General features: G+C 68.0%; 18 protein-coding genes. 16 read left to right on the top strand and 2 right to left on the bottom strand.

The window, feature by feature from the left end; translation table 11 throughout:
* The first annotated feature begins 21 nt into the window (after nucleotides 1-21).
* The 15 genes from PC39_RS01220 to PC39_RS01150 all read left to right on the top strand — a co-directional run bounded on the left by PC39_RS01220 (nucleotide 22) and on the right by PC39_RS01150 (nucleotide 17,961).
* Nucleotides 22-1,101: a pilus assembly protein PilM gene (locus PC39_RS01220; protein WP_353251535.1), complete on the top strand. Its 1,080-nt coding sequence runs from the start codon at nucleotides 22-24 to the stop codon at nucleotides 1,099-1,101.
* Between the two features lie 10 nt (nucleotides 1,102-1,111).
* Nucleotides 1,112-1,726, top strand: coding sequence for a PilN domain-containing protein (locus PC39_RS01215; RefSeq protein ID WP_353251534.1), 615 nt, complete (start codon nucleotides 1,112-1,114; stop codon nucleotides 1,724-1,726).
* Nucleotides 1,723-2,331, top strand: coding sequence for a type IV pilus inner membrane component PilO (locus PC39_RS01210; protein ID WP_353251533.1), 609 nt, complete (start codon nucleotides 1,723-1,725; stop codon nucleotides 2,329-2,331). The genes PC39_RS01215 and PC39_RS01210 overlap by 4 nt, the downstream gene beginning before the upstream one ends.
* A complete protein-coding gene (locus PC39_RS01205) occupies nucleotides 2,328-2,846 on the top strand; it encodes a pilus assembly protein PilP (protein ID WP_353251532.1) in 519 nt (172 codons plus the stop codon). Before PC39_RS01210 ends, PC39_RS01205 begins: the two co-directional genes overlap by 4 nt.
* Before the next feature lie 25 nt (nucleotides 2,847-2,871).
* The gene (locus tag PC39_RS01200; RefSeq protein WP_353251531.1) at nucleotides 2,872-4,962 is read left to right on the top strand and encodes a type IV pilus secretin PilQ; all 2,091 of its coding nucleotides are present in this window, start codon (nucleotides 2,872-2,874) and stop codon (nucleotides 4,960-4,962) included.
* A 43-nt stretch (nucleotides 4,963-5,005) separates the two neighbouring features.
* The gene (locus PC39_RS01195) at nucleotides 5,006-6,907 is read left to right on the top strand and encodes an Ig-like domain-containing protein (protein WP_353251530.1); all 1,902 of its coding nucleotides are present in this window, start codon (nucleotides 5,006-5,008) and stop codon (nucleotides 6,905-6,907) included.
* Between the two features lie 9 nt (nucleotides 6,908-6,916).
* Nucleotides 6,917-7,453, top strand: coding sequence for a shikimate kinase AroK (gene aroK, locus PC39_RS01190; RefSeq protein ID WP_353251529.1), 537 nt, complete (start codon nucleotides 6,917-6,919; stop codon nucleotides 7,451-7,453).
* A gap of 153 nt (nucleotides 7,454-7,606) precedes the next feature.
* Nucleotides 7,607-8,731, top strand: coding sequence for a hypothetical protein (locus tag PC39_RS01185; RefSeq protein ID WP_353251528.1), 1,125 nt, complete (start codon nucleotides 7,607-7,609; stop codon nucleotides 8,729-8,731).
* Between the two features lie 10 nt (nucleotides 8,732-8,741).
* Nucleotides 8,742-9,821: a 3-dehydroquinate synthase gene (gene aroB / locus PC39_RS01180; protein WP_353251527.1), complete on the top strand. Its 1,080-nt coding sequence runs from the start codon at nucleotides 8,742-8,744 to the stop codon at nucleotides 9,819-9,821.
* A 117-nt stretch (nucleotides 9,822-9,938) separates the two neighbouring features.
* Complete coding sequence (locus PC39_RS01175) at nucleotides 9,939-10,391, top strand: Panacea domain-containing protein (protein ID WP_353251526.1); 453 nt, start codon at nucleotides 9,939-9,941, stop codon at nucleotides 10,389-10,391.
* Nucleotides 10,384-10,692, top strand: a complete 309-nt coding sequence (locus tag PC39_RS01170) for a hypothetical protein (RefSeq protein WP_353251525.1) — start codon at nucleotides 10,384-10,386, stop codon at nucleotides 10,690-10,692. Before PC39_RS01175 ends, PC39_RS01170 begins: the two co-directional genes overlap by 8 nt.
* 176 nt (nucleotides 10,693-10,868) lie before the next feature.
* Nucleotides 10,869-11,150 (top strand): type II toxin-antitoxin system RelE/ParE family toxin, encoded by a 282-nt coding sequence (locus PC39_RS01165; protein WP_353251524.1) that lies wholly within the window; start codon nucleotides 10,869-10,871, stop codon nucleotides 11,148-11,150.
* A 15-nt stretch (nucleotides 11,151-11,165) separates the two neighbouring features.
* Nucleotides 11,166-11,477, top strand: coding sequence for a HigA family addiction module antitoxin (locus tag PC39_RS01160; RefSeq protein WP_353251523.1), 312 nt, complete (start codon nucleotides 11,166-11,168; stop codon nucleotides 11,475-11,477).
* A 511-nt stretch (nucleotides 11,478-11,988) separates the two neighbouring features.
* Complete coding sequence (gltB, locus tag PC39_RS01155; RefSeq protein ID WP_353251760.1) at nucleotides 11,989-16,458, top strand: glutamate synthase large subunit; 4,470 nt, start codon at nucleotides 11,989-11,991, stop codon at nucleotides 16,456-16,458.
* A 93-nt stretch (nucleotides 16,459-16,551) separates the two neighbouring features.
* Nucleotides 16,552-17,961 (top strand): glutamate synthase small subunit GltD family protein, encoded by a 1,410-nt coding sequence (locus PC39_RS01150; RefSeq protein WP_353251522.1) that lies wholly within the window; start codon nucleotides 16,552-16,554, stop codon nucleotides 17,959-17,961.
* A gap of 421 nt (nucleotides 17,962-18,382) precedes the next feature.
* Here the strand turns inward: PC39_RS01150 and PC39_RS01145 are convergent, their stop codons facing one another.
* Entirely contained in the window at nucleotides 18,383-20,539 is a 2,157-nt protein-coding gene (locus PC39_RS01145) for a sensor histidine kinase (protein ID WP_353251521.1), read from the bottom strand.
* A gap of 186 nt (nucleotides 20,540-20,725) precedes the next feature.
* Here PC39_RS01145 and PC39_RS01140 point away from each other — a divergent pair, with 186 nt between their 5' ends.
* Complete coding sequence (locus tag PC39_RS01140; protein ID WP_353251520.1) at nucleotides 20,726-21,628, top strand: alpha/beta hydrolase; 903 nt, start codon at nucleotides 20,726-20,728, stop codon at nucleotides 21,626-21,628.
* A gap of 25 nt (nucleotides 21,629-21,653) precedes the next feature.
* Here the strand turns inward: PC39_RS01140 and PC39_RS01135 are convergent, their stop codons facing one another.
* Complete coding sequence (locus PC39_RS01135; RefSeq protein ID WP_353251519.1) at nucleotides 21,654-22,181, bottom strand: cytochrome b; 528 nt, start codon at nucleotides 22,179-22,181, stop codon at nucleotides 21,654-21,656.
* Nucleotides 22,182-22,309 lie beyond the last annotated feature (128 nt).

Genomic DNA, 22,309 nt, shown 5'->3' with positions numbered 1-22,309 from the left:
CGAAGGCACGCGGGGAGGCACATGGGGATTATCGACAGGTTCTTCGGTCGCGAGTCGCGGGAATTGATGGCACTGGACATCAGTTCCACGCGCGTAAAGCTGCTCGCGCTCTCGGGCGAACCCGGCCGTTACCAGATCGAGGCCTACGCCAGCGAGAACCTGCCGGCGGGCGCGATCGCGGACAACCAGGTGGCCGAGCCCGAGCTGGTGGGCCAGGCCGTCACGCGCGCGGTGCAGCGCTCCGGCACCCGCCTGCGCCAGGCCGCCGTGGCGGTCTCCGGCTCCGCGGTGATCAGCAAGATCATCGACATGCCCGCCACCCTCTCCGAGGACGAGATCGAGCAGCAGATCGGCTTCGAGGCCGACCAGTACATCCCCTACCCGATCGAGGAAGTCAGCCTGGACTTCCAGGTCCTGGGCCCCAACGAACAGGACCCGGACATGAACCGTGTCCTGCTGGCCGCCTGCCGCCGCGACACCGTGGAGATGCGCCTTGCGGCCCTGGAGAGCGCCGGCGTGCAGGTCCGGGTGGTCGACGTCGAGGGCTACGCCCTGCAGAACGCCTGCCAGCTCCTGGCGCCGCAGATGCCGGACGAAGGCATGGGCCGCACGGTGGCGGTGGTGGACGTGGGCGCGAACAACACGGTCATGAACGTCCTGCACGACATGGAAACGGTCTACGCCCGCGAGCAGGCCTTCGGCGGCCGCCAGCTCGTCGACGACATCCAGCGCCACTACGGGCTGGAGTCGGCCGACGAGGCGTTGGCCAAGCTGCGCGCCGGCGAACTGGACAAGGACTTCCTGGAGACCACCCTGCCGATGTTCGCGGACCAGATCGCGCAGCAGATCGACCGCTCGCTGCAATTCTTCTTCTCCGCCTCGACCCAGCACGACAGCGTCGACCGCGTGCTGCTCACCGGCGGCACGGCCCTGGTGCCGGATATCGACAAGCTGGTCGAGCACACCCTGGACATCCCCGTGGCCATCGGCAACCCGCTTGCCGGGATGCGCGCCTCGAACGCCGCGCGGCGCAACCGCGTCGAGGCAGAGGCGCCCGCCCTGATGGTCGCCACCGGACTCGCGCTACGCGCGTTCCACTGAGGCCGCCGTCATGTCCGCCATGATCACCATCAACCTGCTGGACTGGCGCGAGGCCCGTCGCGAGGCCCGGAAGAAACGCTTCCTGACCGCCCTGGGCGCCGCCGCCGCGGCCAGCCTGGGGCTGGTCCTGCTGGTCTGGTACGGCTACGACAGCGCCATCGAGCACCAGAACAAGCGCAACCGGTTCCTGAAACAGGAGATCGCCGAGATCGACAAGCAGATCAAGGAGATCCGGGAGCTGGAGAAGGTGCGCGACAACCTGATCACGCGCATGCGCATCATCGAGGAACTGCAGCAGTCGCGGTCCCAGGTCGTGCACTACTTCGACCAGATCGTGGAGACCCTGCCGGAGGGCGTGCATCTCACGTCGCTCAAGCAGGACGGCGACACCACCACGGTCAACGGCATCGCCGAATCCAACGGCCGCGTGTCGGCCTACATGGTCAACATCGACGACTCGCCCTGGTTCGACGACCCGCGGCTGGTGGTGATCAAGAGCGTGGACCAGGATCGCGGACGCTTCGCCGAGTTCACGCTCACCTTCAAGACGGTGGCGCCCAAGCCCGGGGAAACCGCGAACGGCGACGCGGACGCCGGCAACGGCGGCGGGGGTGACCGCTCATGACCCTGAACGAATTCATCGACGAGCTGCGCTCGCTCGACCAGAACAACATCGGTAGCTGGCCGCGATGGGCCTACGCCGGCGCCATCGCCATCGTCTGCCTGGCGATCGTGGGCGCCGGCACCTGGTACCTCGTGCTGCCCAAGAAGGATGACCTGGCCCGCGTCCAGCGCCAGGAGCGGGAGCTGCGCAGCGAATTCGAGACCAAGCAGAAGAAGGTCGCCAACCTCGACGCCTACAAGGCGCAGCTCGCCGAGATGGAAAAGCGCTTCGGCGAGCTGTTGCGCCAGCTCCCGAGCCAGACCGAAGTGCCCAAGCTGCTCAACGACATCTCCCAGACGCGGCTGGCCAGCGGCCTGGAAGAGAACCTGTTCAAGCCGCGGCCCGAGATCCGCCGCGACTTCTACGCGGTACTGCCCAACGACCTCGAGGTCACCGGCACGTACCACGAGCTGGGTACCTTCGTGTCGGGCGTCGCGGCACTGCCGCGGATCGTGACCCTCGAGGAGGTCAGTATCCAGCCGATCAAGGGCGAGGGCTCGGAACTGCGCATGAGCGTGGTCGCGAACACCTACCGCTATCTCGACGGCGGGGAGGACGACCGATGAGCCGGACCCGTTTCGCGATCGCGGCCGCGCTCGCGGCCCTGCTCGCCGGCTGCGGCGGGGGCGACATGTCCGACCTGCGGCAGTACGTCGAGGAGGTGAAGTCGCGTCGCTCCTCGGATATCAAGCCGATCCCCGAGATCAAGTCCTACGAGCCCTACACCTACCGGCCTGCCGGCCGGCGCGAGCCGTTCGCGCCCGCGCCCCGGAGCCGGGAAGAGGAAGAGCAACGCGCCGCCACGGGCATCAGCCCCGACCGCGACCGGCCCCGAGAGCCGCTGGAACAGTTCCCCCTGGACAGCCTCGACATGAAGGGCACGCTGGTCAGCGGCGGCACCGTGTACGCCCTGATCCGGGACCCGGAAGGCGTGGTCCACCGGGTCAAGCGCGGCGAGCACATGGGCCAGAACTACGGCGAGGTGGTCGACATCACGCCGTCCGAGGTCAAGCTGATCGAGATCGTGCCGGACGGCATGGGGGGCTACATGAAACGCGCGGCGGAAATCGCCCTGGAGTAGCACGACAATGGACCGGACAAGAGCGATGAACCATCACACGAACCGCCGGCGCGCGCATTTGCGCGGCGCGACCGGCCTCCTGCTGGCGTTGTGCGCCCTGGCCGCGAGCGGCATCGCCGGCGCGGCCGAGCGGCGCCTGCAATCGGTGGACCACGTGGCGCTGCCCGGCGGTCAGATCCAGGTCACGCTGAGGCTGTCCGGTCCGGCGCCGGAGCCGTCCGTGTTCACGGTGGACCAGCCCGCGCGCCTGTCCCTGGACCTGGCCGACACCTCGCTCGCCGTCGACAAGCGCTATCGCCGCATCGACCTCGGCGCCGCGCAGGCCGTGGCCCTGGCCGAGGGCGCCGACCGCACGCGCGTGGTCCTGGAACTGGCGCGCATGCTGCCCTACGAGATCGAGGTCGCCGGCAACGAAGTCCGGGTGCGCCTGGGCGAGGCCGGCGCCGGCACCGTGGCCGCCGCCGATCGCGACGACGCCGGCCCGAAACGCCAGGGCGTCGTCAACGCCCCGACCGTCGCCGGCGACACCACCCGCATCACCGACATCGACTTCCGCCGCGGCGAGAACGGCGCCGGCCGTATCCAGGTCCAGGCCACCGGCCTGGACGGCAGCGTCGACATCGGCGAGGAAGGCGGTCGCATCGTCGCCCGCTTCCCCGGCGCCGAGCTGCCGGATGCGCTCGCCCAACGCCTGGACGTGATCGACTTCGCCACGCCGGTCAAGTACATCGACGCCCGCATGCGGCGCGACGACACCGTGATCACCGTCACCCCGATCGAGGGCGCGGAATTCGAGCACGCCGCCTACCAGACCGGCGACCGCTTCATCATCGAGCTCCAGCCCCTGACCCGCGCCGAGGCCGAGGAACGCGAGCGCCGCGAGCCGGAATACTCCGGCGAGCGCATCTCGCTGTCCTTCCAGAACGTCGAGGTGCGCACGGTGCTCCAGATCATCGCCGACATCGCCGACGTCAACATGGTCGTCAGCGACAAGGTCCAGGGCACCATGGCCCTGCGCCTGGAGGACGTGCCCTGGGACCAGGCGCTGGACATCATCCTGGAATCCAAGGGCCTGGGCATGCAGCGCGAGGGCAACGTGATCACCGTGGCCCCACTCGCCGACATCGCCGCCCGCCAGGAGGCCGAGCAGAAGGCACAGGAGGCGACCGAGCAGCTCGCGCCGCTGCGCTCGGAGATCATCCAGATCAACTACGCCCGCGCCGCCGACTTCGCGTCGCTGCTGCGCTCCGGCGAGGTCTCCCTGCTCTCCGACCGCGGCCAGGTCGCGGTGGACGAGCGCACCAACACCCTGCTGGTCAGCGAGACCGCCGCCAAGCTGCAGGAAATCCGGCGCCTGATCGACCGCCTGGACATCCCGGTGCGCCAGGTCCTGATCGAATCCCGGATCGTGGTCGCCAACCGCGAGTTCTCGCGCAACATCGGCGTGAGCACCAGCGTGTCGGACGAAGCCAATATCGGCGACGGCCTCATCGGCGGCGACAAGGACGTCACCTCCGGCTACACCGTCAACCTGCCCGTGGCCAACGCCGCCGGCACGCTCACCACCAGCATCATCGGCAGCAGCTTCAACCTGGACCTGGCCCTGTCCGCCCTGGAGAGCGAGCAGCGCGGCGAGATCATCTCCTCGCCGCGGGTGATCACCGCCAACGGCAAGGAGGCCCGCATCGACCAGGGCGTGGAGATCCCGTACCTGGAGGCCGCCTCCAGCGGCGCCGCCACGGTACAATTCAAGGAAGCGGTGCTCAGCCTCACGGTCACGCCGCAGATCACGCCCGACGAGCGCGTGGTCATGGACCTGCTGGTCACGCAGGACACCCAGGGCCAGGCGGTCAACGTCCAGGGCGGCGGCCAGGTGCCGTCGATCAACACCCGGAGCCTGGCCACCCAGGTCCTGGTGGACAACGGCGAGACCGTGGTGCTGGGCGGTATCTACGAGCAGGAGGACCGCGACACCTACGACCAGGTGCCGGTCCTCGGCGACATCCCGCTGCTGGGCGTATTCTTCCGGACCACCGGCAAGCAACGCGACAAGCGCGAACTGCTACTCTTTGTCACGCCCAAGATCCTCAAGGAAGGGATGACCCTGCGCCGCTGAGCGGCCCAATCGACGCGATGGAATCTATTTTTCGGGGGACTCAATGATCGAGCGACACATCCGCTACGTCTTTCTGGCCATGCTGACCGCCCTGCTGATGAGTTGCGGCGGCACCGGCGGTAGCGACGAAAATGATGACCCTGAGCCGCCGCCAGACGGCGGCCAAATCACGCCGGGCGTGACCTTGATCGCCAACACGACCAGTCTGCCCTCCAACATCGACTCGAACACCAATGGCGCCGTCGAACTGACGGCCCTGATTCGCGACGAGAACAACAACGTCGTTCAGGGCCAGACTGTCGCATTCAGCGCCGACAGCGGTGCGATCCAGACAACCCAGAGCGTGACGGACGAGGCGGGCACCGCCACCGCTGTCTTGCACACGGCCGGCAACCCCCGGAACCGGACGATCGCCGTCCAGGCAACCTCCGGCGGCGAGTCCGACTCGATCAATATCCAGGTCACGGGCACCACGATCGACATCACCGGCCCGGCGGCGCTCGCGCTCGGCGGGGACGGCACCTACACGATCACCCTGGCCGACGCGGCCGGCGACGGCATTGCCAACGAGGCCGTCAACGTCTCGTCCGATCTGAGTAACACTTTCTCGTCGACCAACCTGACCACCGGCCCCAACGGTCAAGTGCAAGTCGACCTGAACGCCAACAACGCCGGCACCGACACGCTGACGGCCAGCTCGCTCGGCATCTCCAACGACATCACGGTCGAGATCGGCGGCGCCGACTTCCAGTTCACGTCGCCGGACGCCGGCGTCCAGATTCCGCTGAACACGGCCCAAGCCGTGACCCTGCGCTGGCTGGACGACGGCTCGCCCGTGACCGGCCAGACCGTCAACTTCTCGACCAGCCGCGGCACCCTGAGCAGCAACAGCGGCACCACGGACGGCAGCGGCGAAGTCACCGTGGATGTACAGGCCACCAACGCGGGACCCGCGACCATCACGGCCTCGGACCCCGCGAGCGGCCTGTCCACCCAGCTCTCGGTCCAGTTCGTCGCGACCGTGCCCGACTCCATCGACGTCCAGGCCAATCCGGCCACGGTGGGGCCGAGCAGCGACAGCGAGATCACCGCGGTGGTCCGCGACAGCAACAACAACCTGGTCACCGGCGCCATCGTGGACTTCACGCTGGACGACACCACCAACGGCAGCCTGCGTGACGGCAGCGTGACCACGGACACGCGCGGCGTGGCCTCCACGGTCTATACCTCCGGCAGCACCTCGGCCGCCGAGCCGGCCGAGATCACGGCCCAGGTACGCGGCTCCGCGACTATCAACGACACGGTCGAGGTCACGGTCGGTGGCCAGGCGCTGCGCATCGTGCTCGGCACCGGCAACGAGCTGGAGGAGCCGAACCTCACCACCTATCGCGTACCCTATTCGGCCATCGTCACCGACGCCTCCGGCAACCCGGTGCCCGACGCCGACTTCAGGCTCAGCATCCGTCCCCTGGCGTACCAGGAAGGCGAAAAGCAAGCCGTGGACATCGACCAAGACGGTACGGCCGACCAATGGCAGGCGATCTACGAGGTGGGCGGCACCTCCAACGAGTTCCGAGCGGGCTGCCCCAACGAAGATGTCAACGAAAACGACATCCTGGACGATGGCGAGGACATCAACGGCAACGGCCAGCTCGATCCCACGAACGTGGCCACCGTGCCCACCGATGCGGACCTGGACGAGAATGGTGCGGTAGAATTCGGCGTGACCTATCCGCAGGAATTCTCGCAATGGGTGCGAGTGCGCCTGCGCGCGGTCGCCAGTGTGCAGGGCACGGAGAGCACCGCGAACGCGGTCTTCGTGTTGCCCATGTCGGCGGATGACGCCACGGACCTGCAGACATCGCCGCCGGGACAGAAGAGCCCGTTCGGCGAGGACGGCGACTGCACGACCATCATCGACCCGGATACCGGTCAGGAGAGCTAACGGTTTCCAATGGCAATCAACCCGAACATCTACCTCGTGGGCCCCATGGGGGCCGGCAAGACGACGATCGGCAAGCGCATCGCCGAGATCAAGGGCATGAACTTCGTCGATAGCGACAACGAGATCGAGAAGCGCACCGGCGTCGACATCTCCTTCATCTTCGACATGGAGGGCGAGGAAGGCTTTCGCCGGCGCGAGCGCGAGATCATCGCGGAGCTCACCGAGCTGCCGAACACGGTGCTCGCCACCGGCGGCGGCGCCGTGCTCGAGGCCGAGACCCGTGACCTGCTCTCGGCCCGCGGCGTGGTCGTCTACCTGGAGACCTCGCTGGAGCAGCAGCTCGCGCGCACGCGCAACAGCAAGGACCGGCCGCTGCTGGAAGGCAGTGACGACGTCGAGGCGACGCTGCGACAGCTCATGGAGGAGCGCGACCCGCTGTACCGCGGCATCGCCGACCTCGTGGTCACGACCGGGGACCAGCCCGCGCGCAAGCTGGCGCGCGAGATCGTGGAGAATCTGGAATCCATCGGCACCGCCGAGCTTTGACGACAGGCCGGGCTACGGACGGACCGGGGAACGGCCGATAGATACAGGGGCGCGCCGTCGCGTCAGCGGCGGCGGCGCCGACCTTTTTCGGGCCGGGGGCCGACCGGACGGGCGGTCCCCGGCTGGACCACGAACATGATGGCTGAAAGCAACATGAATAGCATTCTCCGGCTGTTCCCCGTAGCACTGATCCTGCTGGCGGTGGCGGGCTGCGACAGCAGCAGCGGCGGCGACGACGACATTATCTCCGGCGGCGGCAGCAGCAATAGCGGCGGCGACTTCGACCTGGACAGCGCCACGCTGGTGCTGGACGGACCCAGCGGCATCGCCCCCGGCAGCACGGCGAACTTCACTGCCACACTACTGGACGAGGACGACCTGCCACCGCCCGCTCCCGGCGTGTTCATCGACGTCCAGCCCACCGCGGGCCAGATCGTACCCGAGGGCGGCGGCAACACCGACGGCGATGGCGTGCTGAACTTCAGCTACATCGCGCCGGGCGGCAATTTCAACGGCACGATCACGATCACGGCAACCGTGACCCAGGACGATCAGACGATCACCGACACCATTCCGGTAACGGTGCAGTCGAATGTCTTCCGCTTCACCGCGCCGCTCGAGAACGCCAACGTACGCGTGGGCGAGAACACCGAGGTCCGCTTCCAATGGACCGTCGGCGGGCAAGGCGTGACCATCGACGACGAGCTTCCGTACAGTACGGAAAAAGCAAAGCCGATCCAGCTGGAAGTCACCGGCGGCGGTGGCGGCGGCAAGCTCAGCGCCAACGGCAGCGCACCCACGGCCGTGGTCAGCATCGCCACCAACGACGGCAGCTTCGCCGGCACCGTGGAGTTGACCTCCGACACCATGGGTGGCGAAGCGACCTTGACGGCCTCTGCCAACGGCCAGACCGCCACATTGCCGATCCTGTTCGTGGGCGAGCCGCAATCGGTGGAGGTGTCCGTATCCGAGACCTCCGTGCCCGCGCGCGGCTTCACCCTGATCACCGCCAACGTCCGCGACGAGGCCGGCAACGACCTCACCGGCATCCCGCTGGAATTCGGCATCAGCCGCTGTGCCGGCGGCGGCATATCGCCCTGCGGCGACGGCGAGGAAGTCCTGCCCGTGGACCGAACCACCAATGCCGACGGCAAGGCGACCAGCAGCTACTTCGCCAGCTCGGACAAGGGCTCGGCCCAGGTCAGCGCGACCGTCTCCGGCGGTCCCGGCGCCGGCGTGGACGGCTTCGCCTCGCTGGAAGTCGTCAACGCGGACTAACCCTGGAGACGTGCGCAGCCTGACCGTCGACCTCGGCGACCGCAGTTACCCGATCCACATCGGACCGGGCCTGCTCGGCCGCGCGGACCTGTACGCCCCGGCCCTGAACACCGGGCGAGTGCTGGTGGTGACCAACGAGACCGTGGCGCCCCTGTACCTGGACGCCGTGCTCGCCGGGCTCGCCGACCGCGAGCCGGCATCGCTGGTGCTGCCGGACGGCGAGCGCCACAAGACCCTGGACACCACCGCCCGGGTCTACGACGCCCTGATGGACGAGCGCCTGGGCCGCGACGGCACCGTGGTCGCCCTGGGCGGCGGCGTGATCGGCGACCTGGCCGGCTTCGCCGCGGCCACCTGGCAGCGCGGCGTGGACTTCATCCAGATCCCCACCACCCTGCTGGCCCAGGTGGACTCCTCGGTGGGCGGCAAGACCGGGGTCAACCACCCGCGCGGCAAGAACATGATCGGCGCCTTCCATCAGCCGCGGCTGGTGCTGGCCGACACCGACGTGCTCGCCACCCTGCCCGAGCGGGAGCTCTCGGCCGGCCTGGCCGAGATCATCAAGTACGGCCTGATCCGGGACGCCGATTTCCTCGCCTGGCTGGAAACCAACATGCCGGCCCTGCGCGAACGCGACCCGGCGGCCCTGGCCCACGCCATCGCCCGCTCCTGCGAGAACAAGGCGGCCGTGGTCGCCGCCGACGAGCGCGAGGGCGGCGTGCGCGCCCTGCTCAACCTGGGCCACACTTTCGGCCACGCCGTGGAGGCGGCCCTGGGCTACGGCGAATGGCTCCACGGCGAGGCCGTGGGCGCCGGCATGTGCCTGGCCGCGGACCTGTCCGTGCGCCTGGGCTGGCTGGACGAGGCCGAACGCGAACGGGCCGTGACCCTGATCGCGGCCGCCGGTCTGCCCACCGGCCTGCCGCCGGGCCTGGACCGGCCCCGGATGCTGGAGCTGATGGGCCACGACAAGAAGGTCCTGGCCGGCAGGCTCCGCCTGATCCTGCTGCGCGGCATCGGCGACGCCGTGGTCACCGGCGACTTCGACCCCGAGGCCCTGGACGCCACGCTCGACACGTACGCGGAATAAGAAGACCAACCCCCGGTCGAATCTCCGCGATCGAGCCGTCAGGCCCATATAAAATTGTACATAAATACAGTCATTGTTATCGTATAGTCAGTGCCGGAGACCCAGGGAGGCGATGGCATGACGATTTCAGCATTTGCCGCCGCCAAGAAAGTGTGCGAGCTGTCGGATTGGACGCTTTCGAATCTTCAGCTACAGAAGATTCTGTACTTGGCCCATATGATCTATATGGGGGAGAACGACGGCGAACCCCTTGTGGACGGGCATTTCCAGGCCTGGGATTATGGCCCGGTGCATCCCGCTATCTACCACAAGGCGAAAGCCTTCGGTCGGGGGCACGTCAAAAATGTCTTTCACGGCGCCAAGGACTTGCCGGATTCCTCGCGCGAGGCCGCCCTATTGAAACGGGCGGTCGACTCCCTCGGCAAGGTCAGCCCCAGCACTCTGGTTTCGATAACCCATAGCTCGACCGGGGCTTGGTACAAGCATTATGAGCCTGGGTGCAACCGCTCGATAATCCCGGACCACGATATATACCAGGAATACAAGGCGCGGTTCGGCCGAGATGAGTGACGATTTCGAATCCCTCTCACATGAGCCTGAGGGGGACAAGAAAGACCGGCAAATATCCGAGCTGCAAGAGGCCCTTGCGCAGGAACGAGACGGCAGAAAATCGGACCGTTTCGTCGCGATCCTGATTGCAGTGATCCTGCTCGATATCCATGTATTCACCGGGATGCCCGGATGGGGCGGGCCAATAGCCATTCTGGCATTGGAGATTCTGTTGCTTCTCGTGCTGGCGGATAAACACGACGTGAGCATTGTCGAGCAATGGCTGGACAAGGCTCTGAACAACGTCAAGGGGGACGCCTAGACGCGTAGGCCGGAATAAGGACCGAAGGTCCGTTTCCGGCAAGGGGCGTGCCGGCACCGAACCCGCCGGAAGCCGGGAACGCGCTGACGCGCTTATCCCGGCCTACGCACTCAGTCTGGGTAACGACTTGCCGGCCGCATTGACATGCGTCACGTGACGGACTACATTGGTGTCGAATGATCAAGACGTTTGCCGACCGGCGCACAAGGGAACTGTACACCACGGGCAAGGCGAAACGGCTTCCGCCGGAGATCGCCAGGCGTGCGGCCCGCAAGCTCGAATACCTGAATCTGGCCGTGCGCCTGGACGATTTGAAAGTGCCGCCGGGCAATCGTCTGCATGCCCTCTCGGGAGACCGGCAGGGGCAGTATTCGATAGCCATCAACGACCAGTGGCGCATTTGCTTCCGGTTCGTCGACGGCGACGCCCATGACGTCGAGATTTGCGATTATCACTGACACGAGGCGGCGGACATGAGCATTCCCAACACCGGCATCGAGCGAAGGCCGACCCACCCGGGCGAGATCCTGCGTGAGGACTTTCTTCCGGACTACGGTCTTTCGGTTTCGGCACTGGCCGAGGCCGTCGGGGTGTCCCGCCAGTCGATAAACGAACTGTTGCGCGAGCGCCGGGCCGTGAGCCCGGAGATGGCGTTACGGCTCGCGCGCCTGTTCGGCAATTCGCCGGAGTTCTGGCTGAATGCCCAGCGAGCCGTCGATCTCTGGGACGCTGCCGAGGCCATCAAGGAGGATGTGGGCCGGATTCGACCCCTCGACGCCGCGTAGGCGGTCTCCCCCGCCAGGGTGATCGGAGGCGGGGCCTGCCTGAACTGCCGGGAACGCGCTCACGCGCTTATCCCGGCCTACGCACTGGACGCCTACGCCGCGGCGGCGGTTTCCTGAGACGGGGAAATCCCCCTCTTTCCCCCTTTATGAAAGGGGGAAGTGGTGCTTTGCTCTTCTCGGGGGCATGGAAACACCTCCGGCAGCTCCCCCCTTGCGGAAGGCCGGCTACGTCGTTCCCCCCTTTGCAAAGGGGGGGCAGGGGGGATTTCCGAAACCCGTTTCCCCTTGTAAATACTTGTCTCGAGGGCTTTGCCGCACCGCCGCAGATTGATCGTGGACCGCCGCCCTTCTATAATTCGGGGTTCGCTCAATATGTCCCGCGCGACCGATCCACGCCATGCGCCCGTGGCCGGGAGCAGGCGCGGGCCGCCCACCTCCCCGTCGCTATCGCGATCCACGTTCGCCCTTTCGAGGGGGAGGCAGGTCTGACGCCGGCGCCAGGGGAAGGATGATTGCTATGCACAAGATCAGTGGCGGGCTCTACCGGCCCGAATTCGAGAAGGACGCCTGCGGCTTCGGCCTTATCGCCAACATGGACGATAAGCCCAGCCACTGGCTCGTCGATACCACGATCAAGGCCCTGCAGCGCCTGACGCATCGTGGCGCGGTCGCCGCGGACGGCAAGACCGGCGACGGCTGCGGCATCCTGATGAAGAAGCCGGACGGCTTCCTGCGCGAGATCGCCGCCGAGGCCGGCATCGAGCTCGCCGACCACTATGCCTCCGGCATCGTCTTCCTGAACGGCGACGAGGCCAAGGCCGACGCCGCGCGCGAACGCCTGAACGCCGAGCTGGAGGCCGAGGGCCTGATCGTGGCCGGCTGGCGCGAGGTGCCGATCGAGCCCGACGCCTGCGGCGCCCAGGCCCTGGAGACCCTGCCGCGCGTCGAGCAGGTATTCGTGAACGCCCCCGGTGACATCGAGGAGGCCCTGTTCGAGGCCCGGCTGGTATTCGCCCGGCGCCGCGCCGAGAACGCCCTGGAACCGGACGACGACGTCTTCTACGTGCCGTCGCTGTCCGCGCGGGTGCTGTCGTACAAGGGCATGGTCATGCCCTCCTACCTGCCGGTGTTCTACAAGGACCTGGCGGACGAGCGCCTGGAGACCTCGCTGTGCGTGTTCCACCAGCGTTTCTCCACCAACACCCTGCCGCAGTGGCGGCTGGCGCAGCCGTTCCGCTATCTCGCCCACAACGGCGAGATCAACACCATCATGGGCAACCGCAACTGGTCCACGGCGCGGGCGGCCAAGTTCGCCTCCGACAAGCTGCCGGACCTGCCCAGCATCCTGCCGCTGGTGTCCATGACCGGCTCCGACTCGCAGAGTCTCGACAACATGCTCGAGGTGCTGCTCGCAGGCGGTATGGACATCTTCTATGCCATGCGCCTGCTGATGCCGCCGGCCTGGCAGAACGTGGACTACATGAGCGCCGACCTGCGCGCGTTCTACGAATACAACTCCATGCACATGGAGCCGTGGGACGGTCCCGCCGGCATCGTGCTCACCGACGGCCGCTACGCCGCCTGCTGCATGGACCGTAACGGCCTGCGCCCGGCGCGCTACGTGATCACCGAGGACCGCCACATCACCCTGGCCTCCGAGATCGGTGTCTGGGACTACGAGCCGTCGGACGTGGTCGCCAAGGGCCGTCTCAAGCCCGGCGACATGATCGCCGTCGACACCGAGACCGGCGAGCTGGTGCACCCGCGCGAGATCGACCGGCGCCTGGCCGAGCGCGCCCCCTACAAGCAGTGGCTCAAGGAGCACGCGCGCGAGCTGGAATCCAGTCTCGACGCCGAGGAATCCGACGAGTGGCTGGAGCGCACCGAGGTCAAGACCTACGAGAAGCTCTTCCACGTTTCCTTCGAGGAGCGGGACCAGGTCCTGCGCCCGCTGGCCGAGGCCGGCCAGGAGGCGATCGGCTCCATGGGCGACGACACGCCGTTCCCGGTGCTGTCCAAGGTCGACCGCGTGCTGTTCGACTACTTCCGCCAGCAGTTCGCGCAGGTGACCAACCCGCCGATCGATCCGCTGCGCGAGCGCATCGTGATGAGCCTGGAGACCTGCTTCGGGCGCGAGCGCAACGTCTTCGACGAATCGCCGGAGCGGGCCAAGCGCCTGGTGGTGGATTCCCCGGTGCTGTCCACCGGCAAGTTCCGCCAACTCCTGAGCATGGGCGAGAACGAGGACGAGTACGCGCACGAGCGTATCGACCTCAACTACCCGGCCGACGGCGACCTGGAGACCGCCCTGGACGCGGTCGCCGAGCGTGCCGTCGAGGCGGTGCGCGCGGGCAAGGTCATCATCGTGCTGTCGGACCGGGCGGTCGCGCCCGACAAGCTGCCGATCCACGCCCTGCTGGCCACCGGCGCCGTGCACCATCGCCTGGTGCACGAGAACCTGCGCTGCGACGCCAACCTCGTGATCGAGACCGCCACCGCGCGCGATCCGCACCACTTCGGCTGCCTGATCGGCTACGGCGCCACCGCCGTCTATCCGTACCTGGCCTACGAATCCCTCAACGACCTGGTCCGCTGCGGCCAGGTGCAGGACCGCGACGCCGCCGAGCTGTGCGGGTCCTACCGCAAGGGGATCAACAAGGGCCTGTACAAGATCATGTCCAAGATGGGCATCTCCACGATCACCAGCTATCGCGGCGCCCAGCTCTTCGAGATCGTGGGCCTGCACGACGAGATCGTGGACCGCTGCTTCGCCGGCACCGTCAGCCGCGTGCAGGGCACCCGCTTCGAGCATCTGCACGCCGAGGCCGCGGCCCTGGCCGAGAAGGCCTGGAACCCGCGCGTGGCGATCAACCAGGGCGGCATCCTGAAGTTCGTGCACGGCCAGGAGTACCACGCCTACAACCCGGACGTGATCGCCACCCTGCACGAGGCCGTGCAGACCGGCGAGTACACCAAGTACCGGGAATACGCGGCCACCGTGCAGGAACGCCCGGTGACCGTGCTGCGCGACCTGTTCAAGCTGCGCGACGACATCCGGCCCATCGACGTCGACGAGGTCGAGCCGATCGAGGCGATCACCAAGCGCTTCGACTCCGCCGGCATGAGCCTGGGCGCGCTCTCGCCCGAGGCGCACGAGGCCCTGGCCCAAGGCATGAACCGCATGGGCGGGCGCTCCAACTCCGGCGAGGGCGGCGAGGACGACGCCCGCTTCGGCACGGACAAGATGTCCAAGATCAAGCAGGTGGCCTCCGGCCGCTTCGGCGTGACCCCGCACTACCTGGTCAACGCCGAGGTCCTACAGATCAAGGTCGCCCAGGGCGCCAAGCCCGGCGAGGGCGGCCAACTGCCGGGCCACAAGGTCAACGAGATGATCGCCAAGCTGCGCTATTCCAAGCCCGGCGTGGCGCTGATCAGCCCGCCGCCGCACCATGACATCTACTCGATCGAGGACCTGGCGCAGCTAATCTTCGACCTCAAGCAGGTCAACCCGCAGGCCCTGGTCTCGGTGAAGCTGGTGTCCGGCCCCGGCGTGGGCACCATCGCGGCCGGCGTGGCCAAGGCCTACGCCGACCTGATCACCATCTCCGGCTACGACGGCGGCACCGGCGCCAGCCCGCTGACCAGCGTGCGCTACGCCGGCACCCCCTGGGAACTGGGCCTGACCGAGACCCACCAGACCCTGCGCGCCAACGACCTGCGCGACAAGGTCCGGGTGCAGACCGACGGCGGCCTCAAGACCGGCCTGGACGTGATCAAGGCCGCGATCCTGGGGGCCGAGTCCTTCGGCTTCGGCACCGCGCCGATGGTGGCCCTGGGCTGCAAGTACCTGCGCGTGTGCCACCTCAACAACTGCGCCACCGGCGTGGCCACGCAGAACAACGTCCTGCGGCTCAAGCACTTCATCGGCCTGCCGGAGATGGTCCAGAACTTCTTCGGCTTCGTGGCCCAGGAGACCCGCGAGCTGATGGCCCAGCTCGGCGTGGCCAGGATGGAGGACCTGATCGGCCGCACCGACCTGCTGGAACTGCTGCCGGGCGAGACGCCCAAGCAGGAGAGCCTGGACCTGTCGCCGATCCTGTCCGACGCCGGCCTGGCGGCCGACATCCCGCAGTTCTGCGTGGAGCCGCACAACGAGCCCTTCGACAAGGGCGAACTGGCCGAGCGCATGGTGGCCGACACCATCGAGGCGATCGAGAACGCGGCGGGCGGTACCTTCGAGTACAAGGTCCAAAACAACAACCGCTCGCTCGGCGCCCGCGTTTCCGGCGAGATCGCGCGCCGCCACGGCAACCAGGGCATGACCGCCGCGCCCATCACCATCAAGCTCACCGGCACCGCCGGCCAGAGCTTCGGCGTGTTCAACGCCGGCGGCCTCTACCTGGACCTGACCGGCGACGCCAACGACTATGTCGGCAAGGGCATGGCCGGCGGCCGCATCGTCGTGCGCCCGCCCGCGGAAGCCGGCTACAAGTCCAACGAGTCGACCATCATCGGCAACACCTGCCTGTACGGCGCCACCGGCGGCACCCTGTACGCCGCCGGCCTCGCCGGCGAGCGCTTCGGCGTCCGCAACTCGGGCGCCCTGGCGGTGGTCGAGGGCGTGGGCGACCACGGCTGCGAGTACATGACCGGCGGCTGCGTGGTGGTGCTGGGCAACACCGGCATCAACTTCGGCGCGGGCATGACCGGCGGCTTCGCCTACGTGCTGGACGAAAAGCGGGAGTTCGTGGACCGCTACAACCACGAACTGATCGACATCCACCGCGTGGTGGCCGAGAACATGGAGGCGCACCGGCACTACCTGAAGCACATGATCGAGGACTACGTCGACGCCACCGGCAGCGACTGGGGCGCCCACATCCTCGAGAACTTCCGGGACTACGTCGGCCAGTTCTGGTTGGTCAAACCCAAGGCCGAGGACGTGCACACCGTGCTGGACACATTGAACAAGGCCGCGTGATTGGTGACGGACGACCCGCGGCGGGCGCATGGCGCGTCCGCCGCGCTCGCCGCGCCGACTAATCACCGATCACGAATCACGGATCACTGAGCAATGGCAAAAAATCATCTGCAATTCCTGGAGATGCCCCGGCAGGACCCGCCCAAGGTCGAGGCCGCCGTGCGCATCCACGAGTTCAAGGAAATCTACGGCCAGTTCGACAAGGAGACCGCGGCCAAGCAGGCCGGGCGCTGCATCTCCTGCGGCAACCCCTACTGCGAGTGGAAGTGCCCGGTCCACAATTACATCCCCAACTGGCTGAAGCTGGTCAACGAGGGCAACCTGTTCGAGGCCGCCGAGCTCTGCCACCAGACCAACTCGCTGCCCGAGATGTGCGGCCGCATCTGTCCGCAGGACCGCCTCTGCGAAGGCGCCTGCACCATGAACGACGGCTTCGGCGCCATCACCATCGGCTCGGTCGAGAAGTACATCACCGACGAGGCCTTCAAGGCCGGCTGGCGCCCGGACATGTCCCACCGCGTGTGGACCGACAAGCGGGTCGCCGTGATCGGTGCCGGGCCCGCGGGCCTGGGCGCCGCCGACCGCCTGGTGCGCGCCGGCGTCAAGCCGATCGTGTACGACAAATACCCGCGCATCGGCGGCCTGCTCACCTTCGGCATCCCGCCCTTCAAACTGGAGAAGGAAGTCGTCGAGACCCGCCGGCAGGTGCTGGAAGAGATGGGCGTGGAATTCCGCCTCGGCGTCGAGGTCGGCAAGGATGTCCAGATGCACGAACTGATGGACGAGTACGACGCCGTGTTCATGGGCATGGGCACCTACACCTACATGAAGGGCGGCTTCCCCGGCGAGGAACTGGAAGGCGTCTACGAGGCCCTGCCCTTCCTGGTGTCCAACATCAACCGCGAGCTCGGCCTGGAGAAGGACGCCAAGGACTTCATCGACATGCAGGGCCAGCGCGTGGTCGTGCTCGGCGGCGGCGACACCGCCATGGACTGCAACCGCACCTCCATCCGCCAGGGCGCCGCCAAGGTGATCTGCGCCTACCGGCGCGACGAGGAGAACATGCCCGGCTCCGCGCGCGAGGTCGCCAACGCCAAGGAAGAGGGCGTGCACTTCATGTTCAACCGCCAGCCGGTGGAGATCGTCGGCGACGGCCGGGTCGAGGGCGTGAAGGTGGTCACCACGAGGCTCGGCGACCCCGACGAGCGCGGTCGCCGGCGCCCCGAGGCCGTGCCCGGCACCGAGGAAGTCATCCCCGCCGACAACGTGATCATCGCCTTCGGTTTCCGCCCGAACCCGCAGGACTGGTTCGACGACCACCGCATCGAGATCGACGACGGCGGCCGGGTGATCGCCCCCGAGCGCGGGCGCTACCCGTTCCAGACTTCGAACCCCAAGGTGTTCTCTGGCGGGGACATGGTCCGTGGATCCGACCTCGTCGTCACCGCTGTGTACGAAGGCCAGGAGGCGGCCAAGGGCATCCTCGACTACCTCGGCGTCTGAAGCGCCCCAGGGACCGCGACGACGAGGCCTGCGCGCGGCATCCATGCCGCGATAGGTCTCTCGCGCCCTCCATGGCGCTCGGGTCCGTGGATCCGACCTCGTCGTCACCGCTGTATACGAAGGCCAGGAGGCCGCCAAGGGCATCCTCGACTACCTGGGCGTCTGAAGCGCCCCAGGGCCCGCGACGACGAGGCCTGCGCGCGGCATCCATGCCGCGATAGGTCTCTCGCGCCCTCCATGGCGCTCGGGTCCGTGGATCCGACCTCGTCGTCACCGCGGTGTACGAAGGCCAGGAGGCGGCCAAGGGCATCCTCGACTACCTCGGCGTCTGAAGCGCCCCTCCACCTTCGGAAACATCGCCCCCTCTCCCCTCCGGGGAGAGGGTCGGGGTGAGGGGCAACAAACAATACCCGGCCGACTCCTAACCACCCCGCCCAATGGCGAACCGCGCCACCACCCGCGTGCCGGCCTCCCCGCTGATCACCTCCAGCGTGCCGCCCATGGCGGTCATGCGCCGCCGCATGTTGGACAACCCGTTGCCCCGCGTGACCCGGCGCGTGTCGAAGCCGCGGCCGTCGTCCTCGATCCGGATCGTGAGCACGCCGTCGCGCTCCGCCACGGCCACGCGCATCACCGACGCCCCGGCGTGCTTGACGACATTGCCGGTGGCCTCGCGGATCAAGGACCGCAGCACCTGGATGGCCAGCGTGCCGGGGGCGACATCCGGGGTCGTGCCGGACACCCGGTCCCAGCGCAGCGCGACATCCGCGACCGCGAGGTGCTCGGCCACCTCGGCGCGCAGGTCGGCCAGCACCTCGTCCAGGGACCGCTCGGCGCCGGCGGCGTTGTTGATGATGTCCCGCAAGTCGGTCAGGGTCTCGCGTATCAGGGTGTTCTTGCGCGGCGCCTCGGCGCTGTGCAGCGCGCTGAGCAACTGCACGCCGATATTGTCGTGGATATCGCGGGCGATACGCTCGCGCTCCGCCGCCACGCCCTTCTCGTAGGCCTCGCGTCCCTCCAGGGTGTGCCGGAGCACGGCGTGGATCTCGCGCGCCAGCTCCGCGTCGCGCGAGGTGAACAGCCGCCGCCCGCCGCGGGCGTAATCGAGCCGGACACCGGGCAGCGCATCCACCCCCGGCACGCGCAGCGCGACACCGTCGTCCTCGATGGCGACCTCGGCGGCATCGTCCGGCACCATCCGCAGCGGACCGAACACCTCCGTGAGCAGGCCTTCCCAACGCGCACGCTGGCTGGTCCCGGTGGGCGTGAGCGCGACATCCACCGCCCGCTGGTACAACCCGGCCCGGTCCGGGACCCGGCCCTGCCGCAGCCGCCGGTCCAGGGACTCGCGGAACGGCAGGTAGGCGAAGGCCACCACGAGCAGCGCCACCCCGAAGGCGGACACCGGCTCGACCGACACCGTATAGATCAGGAAGGCGTCCAGCGCCACCAGCAGGAACACGCCCCCGAGATAGAAGAAAATCCGGAAAGCCCAATCGTCCAGGTCGAACAGCCGGAAGCGCGCCACCCCGAGCGCCAGGCCCGCGTGGATCAGCAGGAAGAACAGAAAGGCGTAGCCCTGGGGCAGGCCGGGCGCGATTCCCAACAGGTTGGGGATGACCACGGTCAGCACGAAGGCCCCCGCCCCCACGGCGATGCTCAACCCGAACCAGCGCAGGGCGGCGCGGGCGCGCGGATCACCGCGCGTCGCCCGGAACTGGACGGCGGCGCAGGCCAGGATACCGGCCATCTCCAGGACGGTGGGCAGGTGCAGGCCCAGCGGCGGGCCGGGGAACAGCCACAGCGTGTCCCCCGCCCACCAGCCACCGAACACGGCCGCCGGCACCAGGAGGTAGCGGGTACGCACCAGGCGTCGCGGGTAATGCAGCAGCAGCGCGATCATGGCCGCGCCGAAGGCCAGCGCGCCCGCATGGTTGGCGGCGGACAGCGCCCGGAACAATCCGCCGTCCAGGGCCAGCTCGCGGGTGCTGTAGATGCCGGCGGCGAAACTGAAGCAGAGGATGCTCGCGCCCACCGCCGCGAACAGCCGCGTGCTGGTGTCGCGCCAGCGCAGGCTCCAGACCCAGGCGCTGAAACCGAAGCCGGCCACCCCCACGAACAACTGGATCCAGAACGCCGCCGGCAGGTCGTGCAAGGGCCGGGCGGACGCGGGACGCACCCGGACCGTGGCGGTGCCGCCGTCGTCGGCCGCCACCTCGATATCCACGTAATCGGCGCGCAGGACGCGATCGAGCCGGTCCTGGCGCTCGAAGAAGGCGCCCATGCGCCGATAGGTCTCGAAAGCGTCCGGCTCGTCGATCAGGTCCATGCCCACCGGGGCGACGGCGCTGCCGTCCGGCGCGCGCAAGACCTTGAGCTTGGCCGGCACCGGCACGTCGCGCGCCGGCCCGTCCGGATCGACGGCCACGATGCGCACGTCCGCCCCCTCGCCCGCGGCCAGCGTCAGGCCCAGCCAGGGTTGGTTCGTGGCCAGACCCAGCGCCCCCAGCGCCAGCGAGGCGACCGCGAGCAGCGAGAGCGTGAGGATGGTGACGGGTGCGGGTCGCGCGCGTAACAAAGGCCGGATTCCTCTCCCTGTGCCGGCGGCACGCCGGCCACCCGCCCGAGTTTGCTACAGCCCACCGGCGCATGCCACCGGCGGAACCGCGCGTCACGGCGACCCACCCGTCGGAAGGGGCACGCCATACCCGATTCGTGGCTAGGCTGTCGGATCGGCGCACAACGCACAAGAGGAGAGCCCGCCATGCGCAAGGACATCGAGTTCCAGACCTCCGACAAGGTCACCCTCCGGGGCTGGCTGCAGACGCCCGACGAGGGCGACGGCCCCTTTCCCTGCGTGGTCATGGCCCACGGGTTCTCCGCGGTGAAGGAAGTCTTCCTGGACCAGTACGCGGACGTCTTCAGCGCCGCCGGCCTGGCCTGCGTGGTCTACGACCACCGCAACCTCGGCGCGAGCGACGGCGAGCCCCGCCTGGAGGTCGATCCCTGGCTACAGGTCGAGGGCTACCGCGACGCCATCACCTTCGCCGGCCTGCAACCCGAGGTCGACACCGACCGCATCGGCGTCTGGGGCACCAGCTACAGCGGCGGTCACGTCCTGCCGGTGGCGGCCCTGGACAAGCGCGTGAAGGCGGTGGTCTCGCAGGTGCCGTTCATCTCCGGACGCGCCAACATGCGCCGGGTCTTCCGCGAGGAGGAATTCGAGGACCTGCGGCGGCGCTTCGACGCCGACCGCGTCGCCCGCTTCCAGGGCGCCGAGCCCGAGATGATCCCGGTGTTCGGCGAACGCGGCTCGCTGTGCGCCCTGCCCTCGCCCGAGGAATGGGTTTTCATCCGCGACTCGGGGATGCTGGGCACGCCGCTGTGGCTCAACGAGGTCACCCTGCGCTCCACCGAGATGATGATGGCCTACGAGCCGGCGCAGTACATCGAGCAGATCACGCCCGCGCCGCTACTGATGATCCTGACCACCGACGACATCGTCACCCCCACCGACATCGCCCTGGACGCCTTCAAGCGCGCGCACGACCCCAAGGAGCTGCTGCTGATCGAGGGCGGGCACATGGAGGTCTACGACGCCCAGTTCGAGCGCGGCGCGACAGCCGCCCGCGACTGGCTGGCGACCCACCTCCGCGCCGGCGGCTGACCGGCGCGGGGCGGCCGCCGGCGGCTCACAGGTCCGCCGGCGTCTCCTGGCGTCCGCGGGTCAGGAAGTGCTTGATGGCACCGAGGAAATGCAGACCCAGCAATACGGGCAGGATATACAGCCCCGTGATCACGTGGATGGTCTCCATCGGCTCGTGGATGGCGGACAGCGACTCCAGCGGCACCGCCACCTCGAACCAGCCGAACACGTCCACAGCGCCGCCGTCGGTGTAGATATACAGCGGCCCCGTGAACACCAGCACCACGATCGCCAGCAGGATCAGGCGCGGCACCACACCCGCCAGGAACCGCTGGGCGGCCGAGTCGCCCTCGGCCGGCGGGAAGCCCTCGACCAGCCGGACCGCCGTGCGCCACAGCACGAACAGGAAGACAAAGAAGCCGAGCCCCACGTGGATACCCATCACGTAATGCTCGACATCGTCGTTCGGCGCGGCGGCGGCCATGAAGCCGAGCAGCAGCATGGCGAGCACCAGCACCGCCGTCACCCAGTGATTGATGGTGGAAAGCCCCGAATAACGATCCGCGTTCCGCATTCTCCGTCCCTTCTCGGTTTGTCTTGTGATGGCATCGCCCCAAGCGGCCATTATCGCGCCGCGGCCTGAACGGACCATTAAAGCGGGCCGCGCCGGACCGGCCATGACACCCCATACTAGGCTAGCAT

The sequence above is a fragment of the Salinisphaera sp. PC39 genome, from assembly GCF_040361335.1.
GTDB lineage: Bacteria > Pseudomonadota > Gammaproteobacteria > Nevskiales > Salinisphaeraceae > APNM01.
This window is presented reverse-complemented; position numbering and strand designations above follow the sequence as displayed.

Excerpts from the sequence above, each read along its gene's own strand:
- PC39_RS01220 (WP_353251535.1), top strand. The coding sequence starts at position 22 with ATGGGGATTATCGACAGGTTCTTCGGTCGCGAGTCGCGGGAATTGATG.
- PC39_RS01215 (WP_353251534.1), top strand. The coding sequence starts at position 1,112 with ATGTCCGCCATGATCACCATCAACCTGCTGGACTGGCGCGAGGCCCGT.
- PC39_RS01210 (WP_353251533.1), top strand. The coding sequence starts at position 1,723 with ATGACCCTGAACGAATTCATCGACGAGCTGCGCTCGCTCGACCAGAAC.
- PC39_RS01205 (WP_353251532.1), top strand. The coding sequence starts at position 2,328 with ATGAGCCGGACCCGTTTCGCGATCGCGGCCGCGCTCGCGGCCCTGCTC.
- PC39_RS01200 (WP_353251531.1), top strand. The coding sequence starts at position 2,872 with ATGAACCATCACACGAACCGCCGGCGCGCGCATTTGCGCGGCGCGACC.
- PC39_RS01195 (WP_353251530.1), top strand. The coding sequence starts at position 5,006 with ATGATCGAGCGACACATCCGCTACGTCTTTCTGGCCATGCTGACCGCC.
- aroK (WP_353251529.1), top strand. The coding sequence starts at position 6,917 with ATGGCAATCAACCCGAACATCTACCTCGTGGGCCCCATGGGGGCCGGC.
- PC39_RS01185 (WP_353251528.1), top strand. The coding sequence starts at position 7,607 with ATGAATAGCATTCTCCGGCTGTTCCCCGTAGCACTGATCCTGCTGGCG.
- PC39_RS01175 (WP_353251526.1), top strand. The coding sequence starts at position 9,939 with ATGACGATTTCAGCATTTGCCGCCGCCAAGAAAGTGTGCGAGCTGTCG.
- PC39_RS01170 (WP_353251525.1), top strand. The coding sequence starts at position 10,384 with ATGAGTGACGATTTCGAATCCCTCTCACATGAGCCTGAGGGGGACAAG.
- PC39_RS01165 (WP_353251524.1), top strand. The coding sequence starts at position 10,869 with ATGATCAAGACGTTTGCCGACCGGCGCACAAGGGAACTGTACACCACG.
- PC39_RS01160 (WP_353251523.1), top strand. The coding sequence starts at position 11,166 with ATGAGCATTCCCAACACCGGCATCGAGCGAAGGCCGACCCACCCGGGC.
- PC39_RS01150 (WP_353251522.1), top strand. The coding sequence starts at position 16,552 with ATGGCAAAAAATCATCTGCAATTCCTGGAGATGCCCCGGCAGGACCCG.
- PC39_RS01140 (WP_353251520.1), top strand. The coding sequence starts at position 20,726 with ATGCGCAAGGACATCGAGTTCCAGACCTCCGACAAGGTCACCCTCCGG.
- PC39_RS01135 (WP_353251519.1), bottom strand. The coding sequence starts at position 22,181 with ATGCGGAACGCGGATCGTTATTCGGGGCTTTCCACCATCAATCACTGG.